This is a genomic window from Leisingera aquaemixtae (assembly GCF_019801145.1).
GTDB classification, from domain to species: domain Bacteria; phylum Pseudomonadota; class Alphaproteobacteria; order Rhodobacterales; family Rhodobacteraceae; genus Leisingera; species Leisingera aquaemixtae_A.
On sequence record NZ_JAHVJQ010000005.1, the window covers coordinates 205,194 to 224,932 of the forward strand.

The window sequence follows — 19,739 nt, forward strand, 5'->3', positions numbered from 1 at the left end:
GCCTTGGCCCCAAAGGGTTCAACCGCAGGCGTGCCGTTTCCGCCTCACGCCTCCACAACAATGGCGGAGACCTCGCCATCGACATCGCGGCAGGCGGCCAGAAGCCGCGGCATCAGATGCGACATCACGTAATTGGCATGGAACCGGCTCGGCGCCTTCAGCACCAGCCTGCCCCCTGCCCTGCCCGCGCGCTCCAGCCCCTGCACCCAGGAGGCATAGTTGGCGGGATCCTCCGCGTGCAGCACCGCCTTCGCGAGGCTCCACTCATGGCCGTCAGACACATCCGGCGCAGGCGGCACCGCACCGGGGCGCAGGGGCACCACATTCGGCGCAGGCTCATCCGCACCTTGCATCCGGTGCTCGAAGTCCGGACCAACAGCCCCCCAGCGCTCTTGCGTGTCTGCCAGCAGCCGCTCCAGATCAATCCCGTATTCGGTGACCCGCCCGCGGGCGCCCTGGCGTTTCACCACCAGCCAGCCCCAGCCGCGCAGCTTGGCCATCTCGCGCTTCACAGTGCGCTCGTCCACATCCCACAGCCGGGCAATCTCCCGCTGGCCGACGGCCAGTTCATCGCGCTGCCAGTTGTAGCGGGCGGTCATCAGTGTCATGAAACGCAGAACCAGCTTCTGCGCCCCCTTGCCCTGGCCAAGCGCATAAGCCCCCATCGCCGTGAGGATATCATACTTCAGTGCAGAGGCGTTGCGCCCCGCAGGCCGTTTGGCAAGCATTGCTGCCCCCGTTTCTCCCTCCCTGCCCTCCTGGGCCGGGATATGCTGCCTCAAGTGCTCCCGGAGAGTTTGCCGGGAATTACGCTGGCCGGTTTTGCTCCGAACTCAACGCTATTCGTTTGTTGTATCCGATTTGCGTCCGGAATTCCGATTCTGTCAAGCGCCGGCGGGAATTGAATTCAGCCCCAATCCCTTTTTCGAAAGAAAAATTGGTATCAATGGTATTGGGGGACATCTTGGGTGACCCCTATTTGCGCCAAAATGTCCCCCAATCTGCTGTGTCCCGGTCCCGGGTGTCCCCCTAAATCTGGGAGGCAACCACCAGAAAAACCCAATGAATCGAATCGTTTGGCCTCAGCCTTCCGAATCGCCCTGCGCCTTATTTCACTGGGCCTTCCGCAAATGTGTCCCCGCGGGGACAGGACGCTCTTTCCGACCATATTAGCTTTTGCGTTTTTTGCAAATTCGGCGTAAATGAATATTGAGGCTGAATTAGCGTCCGCAAGAAAATGGACGCCGCCAAATAACAACAACGTGCAAGGCCAAGGAGCAGCGATGTTTACGCACGAAGACCTGTCCAAAATGCAGGCCCAATCCCTCAAGATGCAAAGCTGGATCCGCCAGCAGACCTTCTCCCCCGAGATGGAAAAGACCCTGCGCCGGTTCTCTTCCTGGGAAGTGGCGGAGCTGATCTTCCGCGTCAACCAGTCGACCCTGCGGGGACGGCTCTCCACCGACCCCTCGCTGCCGCAGGGCCATGTCGAGGAGGACGGCCGCCAGCGCTGGTACTCGCTGGAGGAGATCAACGAGCTGCGCCGCCGCATCAAGATCAACCGCAAATCGCTGCTGCCCAAGCGCCCCGCGGGGAAACGGGCGCTGCGGGTGGCGATCTCCAACTTCAAGGGCGGCGCCGGCAAGTCCACCGTGGCGCTGCACTTCGCCCACGCCGCGGCGCTGGACGGCTACCGGGTGCTCTGCGTCGACTTCGACCCGCAGGCCACCCTGTCGCATTCCATGGGCCTCAGTGACGTCACCGAGGATTACACCGTCTGGGGCATCATGGCCCGCGATCTGGTGCGCGAGACCGAGCGGATGAACGCCTCGCTGCAGGGCGCGGAATCCGGCACCTCCCTGCCCCAGCGCCAGCTGCCCGACGCGATCACCGGCATGGGGCTGCAGGATCTTCGCACCAGCGACTTCGTCAAGCCGACCAGCTGGCCGACCATCGACATCATCCCCTCCTGCGCCAATGCGGCGTTTGTGGAATTCGCGTCCGCCCAGTACCGCCACCTGAACCCGGAATGGTCGTTCTTCGCTGCGGTCTCCCGCTACCTCGACCAGCTGCCGGCCGAGGATTACGACCTGATGATCTTCGACTGCCCGCCTGCGATTGGCTACCAGTCGATGAACGCGGTCTTTGCCGCCGACATGCTCTATATCCCCTCCGGCCCCGGCTACTGGGAATATGACTCCACCACCTCCTTCATCGGCCAGCTGTCCGAGGCGCTGGAGGATCTGTCGGCCTTCAACGGGGTTGTCCCCGCGGGGACATTCGCCCTGCCCAAGGTGTTCCAGGACGTCCGCTTCCTGCTGACCCGTTACGAAAGCGGTAACGATTTGCACCGTGCGATGCGTTCGGCATTTATGAAGGTTTTTGAGGGTAGAATGACCGAGCACCCGATCGAGATGACCCGCGCAGTCGAACAATCGGGCCGCTTCCTGAGTTCCATCTACGAAATCGATTACCGGGACATGACACGCGAAACCTGGCGGCGTGCGCGGGCGTCGTTTGATCAGGCCTATGACGAATTCAAGGCCTACGCGCTGGAAGCCTGGGAAAAACTGGAGGATGAGGCATGAGCAAACGCAGAGTCTTCGACATCGACTTCACCCCTGACACCGCCGCTGTCCCCGCGGGGACAGCGGCGGAAGCACCGGCTGAGAAACCTGCCGTTTCCCGCCGCGGGCCGATGGCCACCGCGATCTCCGAGAACGCCGACGCATTGCGCACCCGCGCCGAGGCGGAGGAGAAGATCCGCGCCGAGAACGACCGGCTGGCGCATGAGTTTGTGCGGCTGAAAAAGCTGGGCCTGATGGTCGACCGGATCCCGATCGGCCGGATTGGCGCGACCAAGCTGATCCGGGACCGCAGGGAAGGCCGCGACCCGGACCTGGACGAACTGAAGGCCTCGATCAAATCCATCGGCCTCTCAAACCCGATCCGGGTCGAGGAGAACGAGGACGGAAGCTATGAGCTGATCCAAGGCTACCGCCGGCTGCGGGCCTATCTGGAGCTGCTGCGGGAGACAGAGGATGAAGCCTATGAGCATATCCCCGCAGGTCTGGTGGCCAAGGGCGACACGCTGCAGAGCCTCTACCGCCGGATGGTAGACGAGAACCTGGTGCGCCGCGACATCTCCTTTGCAGAGATGGCCCAGCTGGCGCTGCGGTATGCCGAGGACGCGGGCACCAGAGCGAAGACTCTCGAGGATGCGGTCAACGACCTCTATGCCTCTGCAGGCCGTCAGAAGAAGATCTATATCCGCCATTTCGCTCAGGTGCTGAAGGCGGTGGGCGATGCGCTGAAATACCCGGAGGCGATCCCGCGGGCGCTGGGGCTGGAGCTGAAGAAACGGCTGGAAGCCGATGCGATGAACGCCCAGGTGCTGCGCGATGCGCTGGCACGGGTGCAGCCCTCCACCGAGGAGGCGGAGCTGGAGGTGCTGCGCAGCTTTGTCGAAGGCAAGCGCAAGAATGCCCCCCGCAGCCCTGCCGCGCCGCGCCCCGGTGTCGCCAAGACCACCCTGCGCTGCACTGTCCCCGCGGGGACAGTCCGCTGCCAGGCGCGCGACGGCAAGATCGAGATGGCGATGGAGCGCGACTTTTCCGGGATCGACCGGCACAAGCTGGAGGACGCCATCGCCGCGTTCTTTGCCGCCTTGGAAGATGACGACTGACGCAACTGTCCCCGCGGGGACAGCACCAGGAAACCGCAAAGGCTCGGCAGTGATGCCGGGCTTTTTTTATGTCTCATGTCAGCCTGCCGCTGTGTTGTTCACCGCTGTCCCCGCGGGGACAAAACAGCGGGCAGGGCAGAAACTGCCCGGTGACCTGGTGTCTAATCCGGCTGTTCGGGCCTGTCTGCTTCACCTGTCCCCGCGGGGACAGGTGAAGCAGACAGGCATACAAACCGGAATACTTCTGGCCTGCGGCCTTAGAGGCGGGCGGCAAATAGAGGGCAGGGTGCTGGAAAATCTCTGTCTGTCCCCGCGGGGACAGACGTATGGTTCTGCGGGGCAAAGGGCGGAAACAGACAGCCTGATGACCGGCGGCGATCCCGGAGGATGCCCAACGGCCCGCCATATGCCGCCCGGAATGTGGCCTGTCCCCGCGGGGACAAAGAAATAGAACGGGCAGGGCAATAGTGGAAAGCCACGGCTGTCTTCGCGGCGACAGGAGGGAAAAGCACCTGCCAGAGCGGACCTCCCGGCAAAAGAAAGACCCGGCGCCGGGCCGGGTCTTGCTGCGATTTCTGCTGCTGTCCCCGCGGGGACAGCGGTGGATTCTGCCGGGTCAGCGGCGGGTCAGTTCAGAACCTTGAACTCGATCCGGCGGTTCTTGGCCCGATTCTGCACCGTGTCGTTGGGGACCAGCGGCGTGGTTTCGCCGTAACCGACCGCAACCAGGCGCTCTGCCGGAATGCCCTTCTGCCGCAGATACTGGTTCACTGCCGCGGCGCGCTTCTCGCTCAGTGCCATGTTCCATGCTGCCTTGCCCTGGCTGTCGGTGTGGCCGCCGACCTCAACCACCATGCCGGGGCAGCGGCGGATGATGTCCGAGAGGCTGTTGAGGAAGTCGCGCGAGTTGGCATCCAGACGCGCGGTGGAGGGGGCGAAGTTGACGCTGCGGCCCTGCGACAGAATCTCAAACCGGCCGGTGCAGGCCTCGCGGCTGAAATCGCCGCTGGCCTCCAGCGCGGTGGCGGCGCCTGAGGCGGCTGTCCCCGCGGGGACAGAGGCGGTGGCGGCGCCGTTGCGGTCAAACAGCAGGTCCATGCTGACAAGGCCCACGGGGGTGATGGTCACGCCTGCCGCTTCTTCCAGCTTTTCGCGGCCCGCGGTCAGGTTGAAATCTTCCAGCTTGAGGATCACCGGTTGCACGGTGGCCACGGCAACGCGGTTTCCGTTCAGCAGTGTTACCGCTACCGGAATGGTCAGCGCGGCCTCGACCCCGTGCAGCGACAGGGTGACGGGCAGGTCGATCTGCTTGCGCTGCACTGCGGCAAGATCCGCGATCTGTGCCGGATCGATACGGGCTGTCACCACGGCCTCGGGGTAGGTGAAGGTTTCAAAGAACAGGAACCGCATCCGCACGTTGCGCAGGTCGATGGAGGTGTCGACGGAGTCGAGTGCGATGCGGATCTTCGCCTCGCCGGCCTCCGAGATGCTGCCGGAAAAGGCGGCAAAGCGGCTGGATTCCGCAATGCTGCCCTTTTTGATCGATATGAAACGGATGGCGGAGGATTCGGCATTGAGCTGCCAGCCGCCCTCAAACGGGCCGGCGGCCAGGGCCGGGCGGATGAGGAGCAGGAAAACTGTTATGATTGAGAGGGTTAAGCGGAACATGCGGAATCCAGTCAGGTTGCCGAAAAGGATATCCCGGCGCAAATGCCGGGCGGGAAACGATGTGCCCAGACTAACAGCAGTCTTGCTGCCGGGTGCAAGGGACGCGATAGTTTGGTAACCAAATACCCTTAAGAATTGGGAAGCTGCCCGGCGGGACGGAACCCGCAGGCGAGAATTGGAGCAGGTGCGTGCGAATTTTGTGATCCGGGTCCGGCTGATGCTGCTGGCGGCTGTTGCGGCCTTGTGGGGCGCGATGGCCCTGGCGGAGGAGCGGCTGGCGCTGGTGATCGGCAACTCGGCCTATGGCGCGGTGTCGTCGCTGGACAACCCGGTGCGCGATGCCCGGCTGATCGCCGAGACGCTGGAGGGGCTGGGGTTCGAGGTGACGCTTGCCGCCGATGCCAGGCAGATCGAGATGAAACGCGCGATTGCCCAGTTCGGGCACAAGCTGCGCGGCGCCGGGCCGGATGCCACCGGATTGTTCTACTATGCCGGCCACGGGGTGCAGAGCTTTGGCAGCAACTACCTGCTGCCGGTGGATGTGGCGCTGGAGGATGCGGCGGACCTGGACCTGATGGCGGTGGAGGCGCAGTCGGTGCTGCGGCAGATGGCCTCGGCCCGGAACCGCACCAATATCGTGATCCTGGACGCCTGCCGCAACAACCCGTTCAAGACGGTGGCGGATCTGAATGAGAGCGGCCTGGCGGAAATGAAGGCGCCGACCGGAACCTTCCTTGCCTATGCCACCGCGCCGGGCGACGTGGCGCTGGACGGGGAGGGGGAAAACAGCCCGTTCACCGAAGCGCTGGCGCGCGAGATCATGGTGCCGGGGGCGCCGGTCGAGCAGGTGCTGAAACAAGTGCGCCGGGCAGTGCTGGAGCAGAGCGGCGGAAAGCAGACGCCCTGGGATACGTCCTCGCTGGTAAGCGATTTTGTCTTTGCCGAGGCGGCGCCGGAGCCGGTGCTGAGCGCGGCGGAGATCGAGGAGGCGCAGATCTGGGCCTCTGTCGAGGCGTCGCGAGATGCGGTGCAGATCATGCTGTTCCTGCGCGGCTACGGCGATGGCAAATATGCCGGTGCGGCCCGCGCGCTGCTGGCGGAGCTGATGGAAGAGGAGCTGCACGGCGGCGCCGGGGCGGATGTGGCAGCGGCGCCCGCGCCTGTACCTGCGCCTGCGCCCGTTGCGGCGCCGGATGCGGAAACCGCGATGTTCCAGGCGGCGCAGGCGGATGGCAGCAAGGCCGCCTATGAGGCCTATCTGATGGCCTATCCGGAGGGGAAGTTTGCGGAAATTGCGGCGGCGGAGGCGGCAGCGCTGAAAGCCGGGGCCGGGCAGGACCCGGCGGCGGGCGAGGCTGCGCCGGACATTGCAGAGAAACCCCAAGCTGAGCCTGCGAAACTGGCGGAGGCCGGCCCGGTGACCTATGCCAGCCCGCTGTACAGCGACATTGCGGAGATTTCCGGCCTGACAATTGCCGAGGTCGTGACCCGCGCGCCGTCCTTTCCGCCCGTCGATGGCCTGCCGGACAGCTATTGGAAAGGGCAGTCCTGCGGCAGCTGCCACCAGTGGACGCGGGAGCGGCTGTGCACGCAAGGAAACACCTACCTGAGCCTCAACATGCAGCGCTCATTGGGCAAGCAGCATCCGTTTGGCGGCGCCCTGAAGCAGGCGCTGAAGAGCTGGGCCGCGGGCGGCTGCCAGTAGACCGCCAGCGGCCTGCCTGCGCAGGGCAGGGGAGGGCTCCCGCCCGCGCGGGCGCATTTGCGAAATGCGCCTGCCCGGTTGGGCGCGGCGCTGTGCTGCGCACAGCGCGGGGGGGGCACCTTCGGCGCTGCGGGCCTGCGGGTGCGGGAGTGCTGCCTGTTCAAGCTGGCGGTTACGGGGCGTGGGTGGTGATCAGGAAATAGACCCATTCGCCTTTGAAATCAGCATGTTGTCTGCGGGCGGCAGCGACCTGGCTTCGCAGGAATTCCAGATAGGGTTCGGCAGGTTCGCTGAGCGGGCGGGTGCCGCCGTAGAGCGGGTGCGAGGCGGCGAAGGCCACCGCGATCTCCTGGCCGTAGGGCGGGCCGACGGTGATTTGCAGGCCGGGGTCCCCGGCTTCTTTGGCGCCGACACGCAGGGCGGTTTTGGGGGCGGCTTCAGCCAGCGGCACCAATTCGTTCGGGGACAGGTGCAGCACCGCGCCGCCGGCATCGAAATAGTCCACGTAGACAAAGGCCGGGTAGTCCGGTGCCGTGAGATCGAAGAACAGCCGTTCGCCGCCGGAATAGTCGAGCACCCGGGCGTGGGCGTCGCTGCCGACCAGCAGCGGGTTGGTGATCTGGTCGGTGCTTTGCGGCAGGCCGACGTTTGAGATGCCCGCCAGCGCGCCGCATTGGGGGCGCGGCAGCAGGCGCATCTGGTCGGAGACGGTGATGTCACCGCCCATCTGCGCCTGCAGCGCCGCCAGAACAGGAGAGCGCATGCCGTCCTCGGGCAAGTGTCCGCGGACCTCCAGCGTGGCGGTTTCCGGGACAAAGGCCACCTGCAGGCGGGAACAGGGCACCGCGGAGAGGATGCCGGATACGCCATCGCGCAGGGGATCGCCCTGTGCCGCCGCGTCGCCGGGCAGCATGAAGCTTTGGAAGGCGGCGAGGGAGACCGGGTCGATGTCGCCGGAGCCGCCCTGGAAGGCCAGCGCGGCCTTGATGCGGGGGGCATCGGGGACGGCGGCCGGGGCGGGCTGCGGGTCGGGGTCGGTGCCGGGCAGGGCGGCGGTCTCAGGCTGCGCCTCCGGGCTGGGCTGGCTGGCCGGGACCGCCTGCGGCAGGGCTGCCGGGGCGGGTTGCACGGCTGCGGCGGAGGCCAGCGGGGCAGCAGCGTCGGGCAGCGGGACAGCGGGGCCTTCTGCGGCGGCGAGCAAGACCGGCTCCGGCACTGCGGAGGGTGCCTGCTGGACGGCAGCGGCCGCCTGGACGGCCTGTGCTGCGGATGGTTCGGCGGTTTCAGCAGGCGTGCTTTGCAGGCGGGCAACGGGCAGGCTGGCGGCGGGCGCCGCAGTGCTGGCGAGCCTGCTTGCCGCCGCCGGAGGCAGGCTGTCCGCCGGCGGGGCAGCGGAGGCGAGGCTGTCTGCCGCGGGGGCTTGGGGCAGGGCCTTGGACTGCGGGATGCTGCCGGCGGCGAGGCCCTGGCTTTGCGGCTGGGATTCAGGGGCCTGCGCGCCTTCGGCCGCTTGCGGCACCGCCTCGGACCGGGGAATGCGGTGGGCCTGCAGGTTGAGGCTGCTTTCCGGGGTTGGCTGCTGCGGCAGCGGGTCCGGGGTGAGCGAGATCAGAAGCGCGCCGGCGCCTGCGGCGTGCACCAGCGAGGAGGCCGCAAGCCCCAGCGCCCATATGGCAGGCTGGCGCGTCACCCGTCGGTTTCCGGGGTGACCACCAGCACCACGTCCTTGAACCCCAGCGCCTCGCCCTCGGCCACCAGCGGCAGCACGTTGCGCAGCTCGGCGGCGCGGTGGGCGTTGATGCGCAGGCGCAGCTCCGGATCGTCTGCCAGCAGGGCGGAGAGGGCAGGGGAGAGAGCCGCGCGGGGGAGTTCGTTACCGTCCAGCGCCAAAGCGCCTTGCGCCGAGATGGAGAGAGTGATGCCGCCGGCGGGCATGTCGCGGCCGGTGACGGCGGTGGCGGGGCGGACGTCGAACGGCGCGGTGGCGTCCATCCGGCCGATCAGCATGAAGAACACCAGCAGGAAGAACACCACGTCGATCAGGGCGATGATGGTTTCGGTATGGGGGCTGCGGGCCGGGCGGTTGAGCTTCATTGCGCCGCCTCCAGCCGCAGGACGCGCAGGCGGGTGACGCCGGCCAGGACGGCGCTGTCCATCACGGCGATCAGCGCCTGGGTCTGCGCCGCGCCGGAGGGCAGGATCACCACCTGGGTCAGCGGTTCCTCTGCCACCGCTGCGGCGAGGGCGGCGCGCAGGGTTCCGCCCTCCAGCGCGGTGCCGCGCAGCACCGGCACGCCGTCGGCGCCGAGCCGGATCATCAGTGTGCCGGCCGGGGATTGGCTGCTGCCGGCCGAGCCTTCGGAAGGTTTCACCGCCGGGATCATGTCGAGGTTCAGGTAGGTGGAGGTCACCATGAAGAACACCAAGAGGATCAGCATGACGTCGATCATCGGCACCAGCGAGATCAGGGCGCGGGGGCGTGCGGGCCGGTTGATCATCATGGCGGCGTTCCCCCCGTGTCAGCGCGACCCGTCGATCAGCAGCAGGCGGCCGGCGGCGCTTTCGATGGTCTGGGCGGCGGCGTCGATGCGGGCGGCGAACAGGCCCGCGGCAACGGCGGCGGGGATTGCCACAAGAAGGCCCGCGGCAGTGGTCAGCAGCGCCTGCCAGATGCCGCCGGCCAGCACCGAGGCATTGGCGGCGCCCTGCGCCAGCTCCAGTTCCTGAAACGACTGGATCATGCCGAGAACGGTGCCAAGGAGGCCCAGGAGCGGCGACACCATGGCGATGAGCTCCAGGAGGCGGATGAAGGAATTCATCCGGTTCACCTCCTCATTGCCGCGGCGTTGCAGCTCGTCCTGCAGCAGCGGGCCGCGCAGGCCCTCCTGCAGCGCCTGCATGGCGTAGCCCATCACCCTGTCGGCCGGGGATCTGCCGCCAGCAATGCTGTCCTGCGCCTGCTTGCGGTCGCCGTCCTTCCACAGGGTCAGCGCCTGTTCGCGGGCGTCCTGGCCGGAGCGCACCGGCCAGAGCTGGATCAGCTTGACCGCAATTACGGTGACCGACAGCAGCGACATCAGCGCCAGAAGCGCAATCACCGGGCCGCCGGTGCCGAGCATGTCCCAGGTGCCGCTCATGGCTTACTTCACCAGCTGCGCGGCAGCGCGGGAGCCGAGCTCGAGGATCGGGAAACAGTCCATCTGCTCCTCGTTCTGGGGCTGGCAGGAAGTGATGTCGTGCAGCAGGATCTCGGAGATGTTGCTGCAGGCGATCTCGGGGATTTCGAACAGTTTCAGGGTGGTGCGCTGGACGGGCAGGGGGGCGGCGTCGATCGACAGGAGGCGGTCGATCACCCCCTGGCTGTCGAGGATGGCGAGCGACATCTCGAAGCCTTCGAAGCTTTTGCCGGTCTGGTTGCGGAACAGGAAGAAGGCGCGGCAGCCGCCGCCCTCGATTTCCTCGGCCTTGTTCAGCTCGACCCGCAGCGGGCCGGTCTCCGCCGCGGCGGCCAGCGGCAGGCAGATCAGGGCGAGGGCAGTCAGCAGGCGTTTCAGGGGCATCACTGTCTCCGGGTTCCGGTGGGATGCCCAGCCCGCAACCGCTGCGGGCCGGGCTGTTTTCGAAGGTCAGACCAGGGCGGTCAGGGCCTTTTCTATGCGGTCCATGGCGTCGCGGGCGGAATCGAGGTCGCGGCGTTTCAGGTGGCGGGCGGCCACATGCAGGGCGCGGCCCAGGCGGTCGCGGACCTTGCCCGGGGCGCGGGCGACATTGGCCTGCAGGGACTGGGCGCGCTTGACCTGGGCGCCAAGCGAGCGCTGGTCCATCTCGCGCTGGCCGCGTTTCATCGTCGTGGCCTCATCCTCACGGTCCTTGCCGATGCGGGCGACGGCGCGTTCGATCACCACGATCATGGTCTCGGCCTCCTGCAGGCGGCCGTCGTTGATCAGGCTGACGGATTTGGCGAGCGCGCGTTTCAGCTTCAGTTCCAAGGGACCGGGAGCGAGGCCGATGCGCGGCTGGATCCGCTTCAGCCGCCGTTTCAGCGGCGCGATGGCGTTGGGGTCGATGCCGGTGGCGGAGATGTCGGAGGCGTCCTCCTCTGTCACTTGGCCGTCAGGGGCTTCGGGCTTGAGGCTGTCCAGCAGGTTGCCGCCGTCATCGTAGAACAGCACGTTGACCTTGGCCGGGTTGCGCTTGAGGAACTTCTTGAGCTCCGTGACCATGCGCTGCGGCGCGCTTTCGCAGATCACCTCCATCTCCCCGGAGCGCACCACATAAGTGCCCCAGGCCATCGGCGGGCCACCGCCCGCGTTCTTCATCGGGGTCTTGAGGGTTTCCGGTTTCTTGCCGGGCTGGATCATCAGCAGCGGGTCCTTGCCCTGGTCCAAGCAGAAGGCGAAGCTCATCCTCTTCTTGGCCCCCTCGCGGACCATCTCTTTGACTTCCTTGCCAGAAATACGATCAATACTCATCATTCAGCCGCGGGTAAGAGCTTGGAAAAGGTTTGACTTTAGGATGGCGATAAGGCTCACTTGGGGTCAAGTTATTGTTTGAGGTTTCCGCGGGTTTAACCACCAGGCACGAAAAGAGTGGCTCCCGCTTTACGTTGCGTTACCTGAGGGTTGCGTGACCAATAATCAAAGCACCCAGGGGGGCGAAAGACGATGGATCCTGCAGTATTGCTGCAATCCAAAGGGGATGATGCCCCAAGCGGCGAAAATCTGGAATACGATCCCGCCTTCACCGACATGGAGCTGGCGGCCCAGCCGGGCGAAGAGTCGGTGGTGGGCGATGAGAAGATCGAAGCCACCGATCCGGATTACCGCGAAGTTCAGAAGAAAGCGCTGGAAGTGCTGGAGCGCAGCCACGACCTGCGCGCGGCGGTGTTCCTGGGCGATGCGCTCTTGCATTCCGAGGGGCTGACCGGCTTTGCCGATGTGACCGCCTATATCCGCGGCTGCCTGGAGGACTTCTGGGACACCTGCCATCCGGAGCTGGATGAGGACGACGGCGACCCGACGATGCGGATCAACGCCATTCAGGACCTGTGCGGCCAGCCGGACGGGATGGCGGGGGCGTCGCCGCTGTACCGCTCATTGCGCCGGGCGCCGCTGAGCGAAAGCCGCGGCTTCGGGCGGTTCTGCCTGCGCGACATCGAAATTGCCGAAGGGCTGATGACGGCGCCGTCGGACATGGAGCACGTGCCGGATTCCGCCACCATCGGCGCAGCCTTTCAGGACAGCGACGGGGACACCGTTGCGGAACGGCTGGCAGCGGTGGAGAAGGCGGAGGAGAATGTGCGGGCGATCTCGGCGGTGTTCGACGAGCAGACGCCGGGGCAGGGCCCGGATCTGAGCGCGCTGATCAAGCTGCTGCAGCAGATCGCCAAGCGCATCCGCACCTATGCCAATGTCGGTGCGGGTGAAGCGGTCGAGGACAGCGGCGACGAAGATGAGGCCGCGGAGGCCGGGGCGGCTGCCCCGGCTGCGGCTGCCGCCGGGCGTCCGGGCGGCGCGCCGGGGGCGATCAACTCGCCCGCGGATGTGTCCAACGCGCTGGACCGGATCATCGGCTACTACCGGCGCGCGGAACCGTCGAGCCCGCTGCCGATCCTGCTGGAGCGGGCCAAACGGCTGGTGGGGGCCGACTTCCTCACCATCATGAATGACATGGCGCCGCAGGGGGTGGACAACGTCAACCTCATTGGCGGCATCGAAGACGACGAAGACTGACCGACACGGGGCAGGCCGCGGCCGGACCGGCTGCGGTACCCGTGAAAGCAAGACGAGTAAGGAGACCTAGATGGCCGGAAGTTCACAGAAATTCATTGCCCGCAACCGGGCACCAAGGGTCCAGATCGAATATGACGTGGAGCTGTATGGCGCCGAGAAGAAGGTGCAGCTGCCGTTCGTGATGGGCGTGATGAGCGACCTGGTGGGCAAATCCGAAGTGGAGCAGCCCGCGGTGGCGGACCGCAAGTTCCTGGAAATCGACGTGGACAACTTCGATGACCGGATGAAGTCGATGGCGCCGCGCGCCGCCTTCACCGTGCCCAACACGCTGACCGGCGAGGGCAACCTGGCGGTCGACATCACCTTTGAGAGCATGGACGATTTCCAGCCCGCCGCGATTGCCGCCAAGGTGGAGCCGCTGCGCGAGCTTCTGGAGGCGCGCACCCAGCTTTCGAACCTGATGACCTACATGGACGGCAAGACCGGCGCCGAGGATCTGATCTCCAAGATCATCCAGGACCCGAGCCTGCTGAAGACCCTGGCGGCGCAGCCGAAACCCGGCAACGAAGCCGACAGCGAAGAATAATAGGGGAGGACAAAGATGGCTGAAGAAGAACTCCAGGCGGAAGCCGCTGCCGGTGAAGCCGCCTTTGGCTCTGCCGAATTCGCAAGCCTGCTGCAGAAGGAATTCCGCCCCAAGTCGGACCAGGCCAAGACGGCCGTGGAAAGCGCGGTCAAGACCCTGGCCGAGCAGGCGCTGGCAAACTCCGCGCTGATTTCCGATGACGCGTTGCGCTCGATCGAGAGCATCGTGGCGGAGATCGACAAGAAGCTGACCGAACAGGTCAACCTGATCCTGCACAATGAGGATTTCCAGCAGCTCGAAAGTGCCTGGCGCGGCCTGCACTATCTGGTGAACAACACCGAAACCGACGAGATGCTGAAGATCCGGGTGATGCCGATCACCAAGAAGGAAATGTCGAAGACCCTGAAGAAGTTCAAGGGCACGGCCTGGGATCAGTCGCCGATCTTCAAGAAGATCTACACCGAGGAATTCAGCCAGCTGGGCGGCGAGCCCTACGGCTCGCTGGTGGCGGATTACCATTTCGACCACTCGCCTCCGGATATCGAGCTGCTGGGTGAAATGTCCAAGATCGCCGCGGCCGCGCATGCGCCGCTGATCACCGGCGCCAAGCCGACGCTGTTCCAGATGGACAGCTGGGCGGAACTGTCGAACCCGCGCGATCTGACCAAGATCTTCCAGACCCCGGAATATGCCGCCTGGCGCAGCCTGCGCGAAAGCGAGGACGCCAAATACGTCGGCCTGGCAATGCCGCGGTTCCTGGGCCGTCTGCCCTATGGCTCCAAGACCGACCCGGTGGAGGAGTTTGCCTTTGAGGAAGACACCGCAGGCGCGACCAGCGACAAATACGGCTGGGTCAACGCGGCCTACGGCATGGCGGTGAACATCACCCGGTCGTTCAAGATGTACGGCTGGTGCTCGCGCATCCGCGGGGTGGAAAGCGGCGGCACGCTGGAGAACCTGCCCAGCCACACCTTCCCGACCACCGATGGCGGCGTCGATCAGAAATGCCCGACCGAAATTGCCATCGACGACCGGCGCGAGGCGGAACTCGCGAAGAACGGCATGATGCCGCTGATCCACCGCAAGAACACCGATGTTGCCACCTTCATGGGGGCGCAGTCGCTGCACAAGCCGGCCGAATACGACGATCCGGACGCCACCGCCAACGCCAATCTGGGCGCGCGGCTGCCGTATCTGTTCGCCACCTGCCGGTTTGCGCACTATCTGAAGTGCATGGTGCGGGACAAAGTCGGCTCGTTCAAAAGCCGTCAGGACATGGAGTCCTGGCTGCAGGACTGGATCAACAACTATGTTGATTTCAACGCGGATATCTCCTCGGAGAACGAGAAGGCGCGCAAGCCTCTGGCTGCAGCCGAAGTGGTTGTGGAAGAGGTCGAGGGCAACCCGGGGTATTACACCTCAAAATTCTTCCTGCGCCCGCATTACCAGCTCGAGGGGCTTTCGGTCTCGCTGCGGCTGGTATCGAAACTGCCCTCGGAAAAAGGAGGCTGATTACCCACTCCCCAGCCTTAACCAAGCATAGTGCAGTAGAGTTCTAAATTTTTGAAAGGATAGCAAAATGGCTGCAAACATGTTCGTACAGATCTCGGACATCGAAGGCGATGCAACCGAGGAGAACCACAAGAAGTGGATCGTGGTCCAGTCGGCAAGCTGGAACGTGGAACGTGCAGTTGAAATGACCGATCTGGGTTCGACCCAGCGGATGCACGCGAACTCGAACTTCGGCAAGGTTGAGCTTACCTCGCAGATGGGCAAGGCGTCGAACGACCTGGCGCTGTCGGTGGCCAACGGCACCGTGCGCCCGGAAATCATCATGCACTGGTGCCGTTCCGGCGACAGCGCCAGCCAGGGCCTGCTGGTCTATTCGATCTGGAAGTTCAAGGATGTGGTGGTTGACAGCTATTCCATCTCTGCCAGCGAAGACGGCATCCCGGAAGAAACCTGGTCGCTGGCCTATGCTTCGCTGGAGCATGAGTACAAGTCGACCAACCAGAAAACCGGCAAGCTCACCACTGAAGGCACCTTCAAGTGGAACGTGCAGACCGGCAAGGTCGAGTAAGACCCATGGCCGGCCCCGGGCGTCTCTGCGCCCGGGGTCCGTTTTTCTGATCCCGTTTGCAGCAGCCAGCCCTAGTTCCGGAGTAAAGCCCCATGACACCCGAAGAGCATCTGAAAGCCGGTGATCCCAGGGCGGCGCTGGAGGCGCTGCAGGCCAAGATCCGGGCGGACGCAAGCAATGCCAAGCTGCGGGTCTTCCTGTTTCAGCTGCTGTGCGTGCTGGGGGACTGGAACCGGGCGATTGCCCAGCTGAAGGCGGCCGCCGGGCTGGACGAAGGCGCCACGGTGATGGCGCAGGCCTACCGCGAGGCGATCATCTGCGAGGTCTACCGCGAGAAGGTCTTTGCCGGGGAGAAGTCGCCGCTGATCCTGGGCGAGCCGGAGGAGTGGCTGGCGCATCTGATCGAGGCGCAAAAGCTGCTGGCGCACGGCAAGGTGAAGGAAGCCGCGGAGCTGCGCGCCAAGGCCTTTGATGCGGCGCCGGCCAGCCCGGGCGAGGTGAACGGCAAGCGGTTCGAATGGATCGCGGATGCCGACATGCGGCTGGGCCCGGTGCTGGAGACGATTGTGAACGGCAAATACTACTGGCTGCCGTTTTCCAAGATCGTCTCGTTCGAGGCGGAGGAGCCGAGCGACCTGCGCGATGCGGTCTGGACCGCCGGCACGCTGACGCTGGCGGGCGGCGGCGCGATGGCAGCGCTGATCCCGACCCGTTACCCCGGCAGCGAGAAGGCTGACGGGCTGTCGATGCTGGCACGCGCCACCGTGTGGCAGGATGCCGGCGAGGAAACCTATACCGGTCTGGGCCAGCGGCTGCTGGCGATCGGCGACGAGGACATTGCCATCATGGATGTGCGCACACTCCGGATGGATGGGCACGGCGTAGAGAATGGCTGACAAGACACTGGCCGAGCGCCTGCAGCCTTCGCTGCTGGACCGGCTGACCGACAATGCGCCCGGCGATCTGAAGGAAACCCGCGAGAGCCGGGTGATCGACCTGGTGCGGCTGCGGGAAATCATCCAGCGGGATCTGTCCTGGCTCTTGAACACCCAGAATGTCGAAAGCCATTTCGATGCGGAGAAATACCCGTCGGTGTCGGCCTCGGTGCTGAACTACGGGCTGGTGGAAGTGGCCGGCGAGGCCTCGACCTCTGAAAAGGCGGAGGCGATCCGGCGCTCGATCAAGCAGGCGATCGCAACATACGAGCCGCGGATCATCGACGGTTCGGTGGATGTGCGGCTGCAGGAGGGGACGGATGCCACCGAGATGACCGTGGGGCTGGAGATCCGCGCCGACATGTGGGCGCAGCCGATGCCGCTGGAGCTGTATCTGCGCAGCAAGGTCGATCTGACCACCGGCGAAGTGGAAATGGAAAGGGCCATGTGATGGATACACGGCTGCTGACCCATTACGAGAACGAGCTGAACTACCTGCGCGACATGGGCGCGGAGTTTGCCGCCGCCTATCCCAAGATCGCCGCCCGGCTGGGCATGGAAGGGGTTGAGGTTCTTGATCCTTATGTGGAGCGGCTGCTGGAGGGGGCTGCCTTTCTGACCGCGCGGGTGCAGCTGGAACTGGAACTGCAGTATCCGAATTTCACCTCCAACCTCTTGGAGATCATCTATCCGCATTACCTGGCGCCGACGCCGTCGATGATGATCGCGGCGTTTGAGCCGGATGTGGCGAACTCGGCGGTCAAAAGCGGCTATGTGCTGAAGCGCGGCTCCACCCTGCGGTCGCGGCTGACCGAAGGCGAGCAGACCCCTTGCGAGTTCCGCACCTGCGCCGATCTGACCATGTGGCCGATCCAGATCACCGAGGCGCAGTATATCGACGGGCGCGGCGAGCTGGTGGCGGCAGGGGTTGCCACCGGGTATGACGCCCGCGCCGGCATCCGGCTGCGGATCAAGCGGATCGACGGCGACCCGATCAGCAAGCTGGAGATGGACAAGCTGACGCTGTACCTGACTGGCGAGGCGGGCAACAGCTGGCCGCTGCTGGAACTGCTTTGCACCCAGGTGCAGGGGATCGTTGCGCGCTCCACCGACCGGCGGGCGGACTGGCAGCTGCCGCTGCGCGGAGCCCGGGTGGTGCAGAAGGGGTTCAGCCCCGAGGAGGCACTGCTGCCGCTGCCGCGCCGGGTCTATGACGGCTACCGGCTGCTGCAGGAATATTTCGCGATGCCGGAGCGGTTCCGCTTTGTCGAGCTGCAGGGGCTGCAGGCGGGCTTGCAGAAGTCCGAGGGCAATGAGGTCGACCTTTATATCCTGCTGCGCGAGGGGATGCCGGAAGTCGCGCCGATCGTGGTGCCGGAGGTGTTCAAGCTGAACGCGGTGCCGGCCGTGAACCTGTTCGAGAAACGCTGCGACCGGGTGCGGATCGCGCCGATTGATACCGAACACCATGTGATCCCGAACCGCACCGCGGGTCTCGATTTCGAAATTTACGGGCTGCAGAGCGTGACCGGCATCAGCGGCGAGGGCGAGGACGACGTGATCTTCCGCCCGTTCTACTCCGCCAACGATTTCACCGCCGCGGGTGAAAGCCACCCGGCCTATTACACCGTCAAGCGGCGGATGCGGCAGCGCTCGGAGAAGGAGCGGCTGCGCGGGGTGCGCAGCTCCTACCTCGGCTCGGAGGTCTATCTGACGCTGGTCGACCGGGCGCAGGCGCCGTACTCGGCCGGGCTGGAGCAGCTGGCGGTCAATGCGCTGTGCACCAACCGCGACCTGCCGATGCTGCTCGCGACCGGCAATGACAATGTGTTCCACCTGCCGGAGGGCGGACCGGTGCAGAAGGTGACGCTGCCGGTGTCGCCGACCCGCCCGCATCCGACGCTGGCGCAGGGCGATACCGCCTGGCGGCTGATCTCGCACCTGAGCCTGAACTACGCGTCGATTGCCGAAACCGGCAAGGGCCAGTCGGCGGAGGCGCTGCGCGAGCTGGTCGGGCTGTATGCGCCGCTGGGCGACCGGGTGACGGAAAAGCAGCTGGAGGGCATCCTGTCCGTCGGTGCCCGGCCCATCGTGCGCCGGATGAGCGACGAGGTGCTGTCCACCGCGGTGCGGGGGCTGGAGATCACCCTGGGCTTTGACGAGAGCTTCTTCGAGGGCAGCAACATCTATGCGCTGGGGGCCGTGCTGGAGCGGTTCTTCCGCGGCTATGCCAGCATCAACTCATTCACGGAGACAGTCCTAAAGACTGAAAAACGCGGGGAAATTGCCAGATGGCGACCGGAAAAGGGCCTTGGCCGGATGATCTGAGCCTGTATGGCCGACTGGCCATTGAGCCTGAAAAGCACCACGTTTTTCAGGCTCTGAGGGTATTGGAGGCGCATTTCGATGACGCCCCGCGCCTTGGCGAAAGCCGCCGCCCGCGCCAGGACATGCTGCGTCTGGGGCAGGAGGCGGAGCTGGCGTTTCCGCCCTCGACCATTGCGGCCTTCAAGCCGGCCGAGGGCGGCAAGCCCGCGGTGCTGACAAACCGGTTCTTCGGGCTGTTCGGCCCGCAGGGCCCGCTGCCGCTGCATCTGACCGAATACGCCCGCGACCGGAAGCGCAACCACCGCGACCCGACGATGGTGGCCTTTGCCGACATGCTGACGCACCGGTTGATGAGCCTGTTGTACCGGGCCTGGACGCAAGGCTCGCCCGCGGTGAGCTTTGACCGGGCCGATGACCCGATGTCGCGCAAGGTGGCGTCGCTGATCGGCTACAACGGCTTCAAGTTCCGCGACCGGGACGACATGCCGGATCTGGCCAAGCTGCATTTCGCGGGCCACCTGGCGAAGGGGGCCAAGAACGCCGAGGGGCTTGTGTCGATCCTGTCGGCGTTTTTCGAGGTGCCGGTCTCCCTGGAGGAATATGTCGGCAGCTGGCTGGAGCTGGAGCCGGACGACCGCTGGCAGCTGGGCTACGGCGGGCTGGGGCAGGCCACCAGCATCGGCGACAAGGTCTGGAGCCGGTCTGCCAAGTTCCGCATCCGCATCGGGCCGCTGACGCTGAAGGATTACGAGCGGCTGCTGCCGGGCGGCGCAGCCTTGAACCGGCTGCGGGCGATTGTGCGGTCCTACGCCGGCGACGTGCTGGACTGGGACGTGAACCTGGTGCTGGCGGGCGACGAGGTGCCGCGGGCGTCCTTGGGCGGCACCACCCGGCTGGGCCACACCAGCTGGGTGCGGTCGCGCCCGGACCCGGATGCCGACCAGCCGGACGTGAATGATTTGTACCTGTACCCGGGATTAGGCGCCGGGGCTGAAGAGCGAGTAGAGGGAGGGATTTGAG

Annotated in this window: 19 protein-coding genes; 11 read left to right on the top strand and 8 right to left on the bottom strand. The window is 65.5% G+C overall.

Annotation, left to right across the window (positions count from 1 at the left end):
• Positions 1-44 precede the first annotated feature (44 nt).
• Entirely contained in the window at positions 45-728 is a 684-nt protein-coding gene (locus KUW17_RS13965) for a DnaA N-terminal domain-containing protein (protein WP_222480139.1), read from the bottom strand.
• 555 nt (positions 729-1,283) lie between these two features.
• Here KUW17_RS13965 and KUW17_RS13970 point away from each other — a divergent pair.
• Both KUW17_RS13970 and KUW17_RS13975 read left to right on the top strand, forming a co-directional pair.
• Positions 1,284-2,588, top strand: coding sequence for an AAA family ATPase (locus tag KUW17_RS13970; RefSeq protein WP_222480140.1), 1,305 nt, complete (start codon positions 1,284-1,286; stop codon positions 2,586-2,588).
• On the top strand, positions 2,585-3,685 hold the full coding sequence (locus KUW17_RS13975; RefSeq protein WP_222480143.1) for a ParB/RepB/Spo0J family partition protein: 1,101 nt from the start codon (positions 2,585-2,587) through the stop codon (positions 3,683-3,685). The genes KUW17_RS13970 and KUW17_RS13975 overlap by 4 nt, the downstream gene beginning before the upstream one ends.
• Positions 3,686-4,312: 627 nt before the next feature.
• On the opposite strand, the gene KUW17_RS13980 is transcribed toward KUW17_RS13975, so the two are convergent.
• Positions 4,313-5,353, bottom strand: a complete 1,041-nt coding sequence (locus tag KUW17_RS13980) for an OmpA family protein (protein ID WP_222480145.1) — start codon at positions 5,351-5,353, stop codon at positions 4,313-4,315.
• 184 nt (positions 5,354-5,537) lie between these two features.
• Between KUW17_RS13980 and KUW17_RS13985 the strand changes: the two genes are divergently transcribed.
• Entirely contained in the window at positions 5,538-7,058 is a 1,521-nt protein-coding gene (locus KUW17_RS13985; protein WP_315899400.1) for a caspase domain-containing protein, read from the top strand.
• Positions 7,059-7,230: 172 nt separating this feature from the next.
• Here KUW17_RS13985 and KUW17_RS23475 read toward each other — a convergent pair whose 3' ends face one another.
• The 6 genes from KUW17_RS23475 to KUW17_RS14015 all read right to left on the bottom strand — a co-directional run bounded on the left by KUW17_RS23475 (position 7,231) and on the right by KUW17_RS14015 (position 11,530).
• The gene (locus tag KUW17_RS23475; protein ID WP_222480147.1) at positions 7,231-8,748 is read right to left on the bottom strand and encodes a DUF4384 domain-containing protein; all 1,518 of its coding nucleotides are present in this window, start codon (positions 8,746-8,748) and stop codon (positions 7,231-7,233) included.
• On the bottom strand, positions 8,745-9,152 hold the full coding sequence (locus KUW17_RS13995; RefSeq protein WP_222480149.1) for an ExbD/TolR family protein: 408 nt from the start codon (positions 9,150-9,152) through the stop codon (positions 8,745-8,747). The genes KUW17_RS23475 and KUW17_RS13995 overlap by 4 nt, the downstream gene beginning before the upstream one ends.
• A complete protein-coding gene (locus tag KUW17_RS14000) occupies positions 9,149-9,559 on the bottom strand; it encodes an ExbD/TolR family protein (RefSeq protein WP_222480150.1) in 411 nt (136 codons plus the stop codon). The genes KUW17_RS13995 and KUW17_RS14000 overlap by 4 nt, the downstream gene beginning before the upstream one ends.
• Positions 9,560-9,577: 18 nt before the next feature.
• On the bottom strand, positions 9,578-10,195 hold the full coding sequence (locus KUW17_RS14005; protein WP_222480151.1) for a MotA/TolQ/ExbB proton channel family protein: 618 nt from the start codon (positions 10,193-10,195) through the stop codon (positions 9,578-9,580).
• Between the two features lie 3 nt (positions 10,196-10,198).
• On the bottom strand, positions 10,199-10,618 hold the full coding sequence (locus KUW17_RS14010) for a hypothetical protein (RefSeq protein WP_222480153.1): 420 nt from the start codon (positions 10,616-10,618) through the stop codon (positions 10,199-10,201).
• 66 nt (positions 10,619-10,684) lie between these two features.
• Positions 10,685-11,530 (bottom strand): hypothetical protein, encoded by an 846-nt coding sequence (locus KUW17_RS14015; protein ID WP_222480156.1) that lies wholly within the window; start codon positions 11,528-11,530, stop codon positions 10,685-10,687.
• 192 nt (positions 11,531-11,722) lie between these two features.
• Here KUW17_RS14015 and tssA point away from each other — a divergent pair, with 192 nt between their 5' ends.
• The 8 genes from tssA (at position 11,723) to tssG (ending at position 19,738) form a co-directional block, all read left to right on the top strand.
• Positions 11,723-12,790, top strand: a complete 1,068-nt coding sequence (gene tssA, locus KUW17_RS14020; protein WP_222480158.1) for a type VI secretion system protein TssA — start codon at positions 11,723-11,725, stop codon at positions 12,788-12,790.
• A gap of 70 nt (positions 12,791-12,860) precedes the next feature.
• The gene (gene tssB, locus KUW17_RS14025) at positions 12,861-13,376 is read left to right on the top strand and encodes a type VI secretion system contractile sheath small subunit (protein WP_222480161.1); all 516 of its coding nucleotides are present in this window, start codon (positions 12,861-12,863) and stop codon (positions 13,374-13,376) included.
• Positions 13,377-13,391: 15 nt separating this feature from the next.
• Positions 13,392-14,888, top strand: a complete 1,497-nt coding sequence (tssC, locus tag KUW17_RS14030; RefSeq protein WP_222480163.1) for a type VI secretion system contractile sheath large subunit — start codon at positions 13,392-13,394, stop codon at positions 14,886-14,888.
• 79 nt (positions 14,889-14,967) lie between these two features.
• A complete protein-coding gene (locus KUW17_RS14035) occupies positions 14,968-15,456 on the top strand; it encodes an Hcp family type VI secretion system effector (protein WP_226431464.1) in 489 nt (162 codons plus the stop codon).
• 92 nt (positions 15,457-15,548) lie between these two features.
• On the top strand, positions 15,549-16,352 hold the full coding sequence (locus tag KUW17_RS14040) for a type VI secretion system accessory protein TagJ (protein WP_222480167.1): 804 nt from the start codon (positions 15,549-15,551) through the stop codon (positions 16,350-16,352).
• Positions 16,345-16,842: a type VI secretion system baseplate subunit TssE gene (gene tssE, locus KUW17_RS14045; protein ID WP_222480169.1), complete on the top strand. Its 498-nt coding sequence runs from the start codon at positions 16,345-16,347 to the stop codon at positions 16,840-16,842. Before KUW17_RS14040 ends, tssE begins: the two co-directional genes overlap by 8 nt.
• On the top strand, positions 16,842-18,719 hold the full coding sequence (gene tssF, locus KUW17_RS14050) for a type VI secretion system baseplate subunit TssF (RefSeq protein WP_222480171.1): 1,878 nt from the start codon (positions 16,842-16,844) through the stop codon (positions 18,717-18,719). Before tssE ends, tssF begins: the two co-directional genes overlap by 1 nt.
• Positions 18,683-19,738 (top strand): type VI secretion system baseplate subunit TssG, encoded by a 1,056-nt coding sequence (gene tssG / locus KUW17_RS14055; RefSeq protein WP_222480173.1) that lies wholly within the window; start codon positions 18,683-18,685, stop codon positions 19,736-19,738. The genes tssF and tssG overlap by 37 nt, the downstream gene beginning before the upstream one ends.
• Position 19,739: the final 1 nt, after the last annotated feature.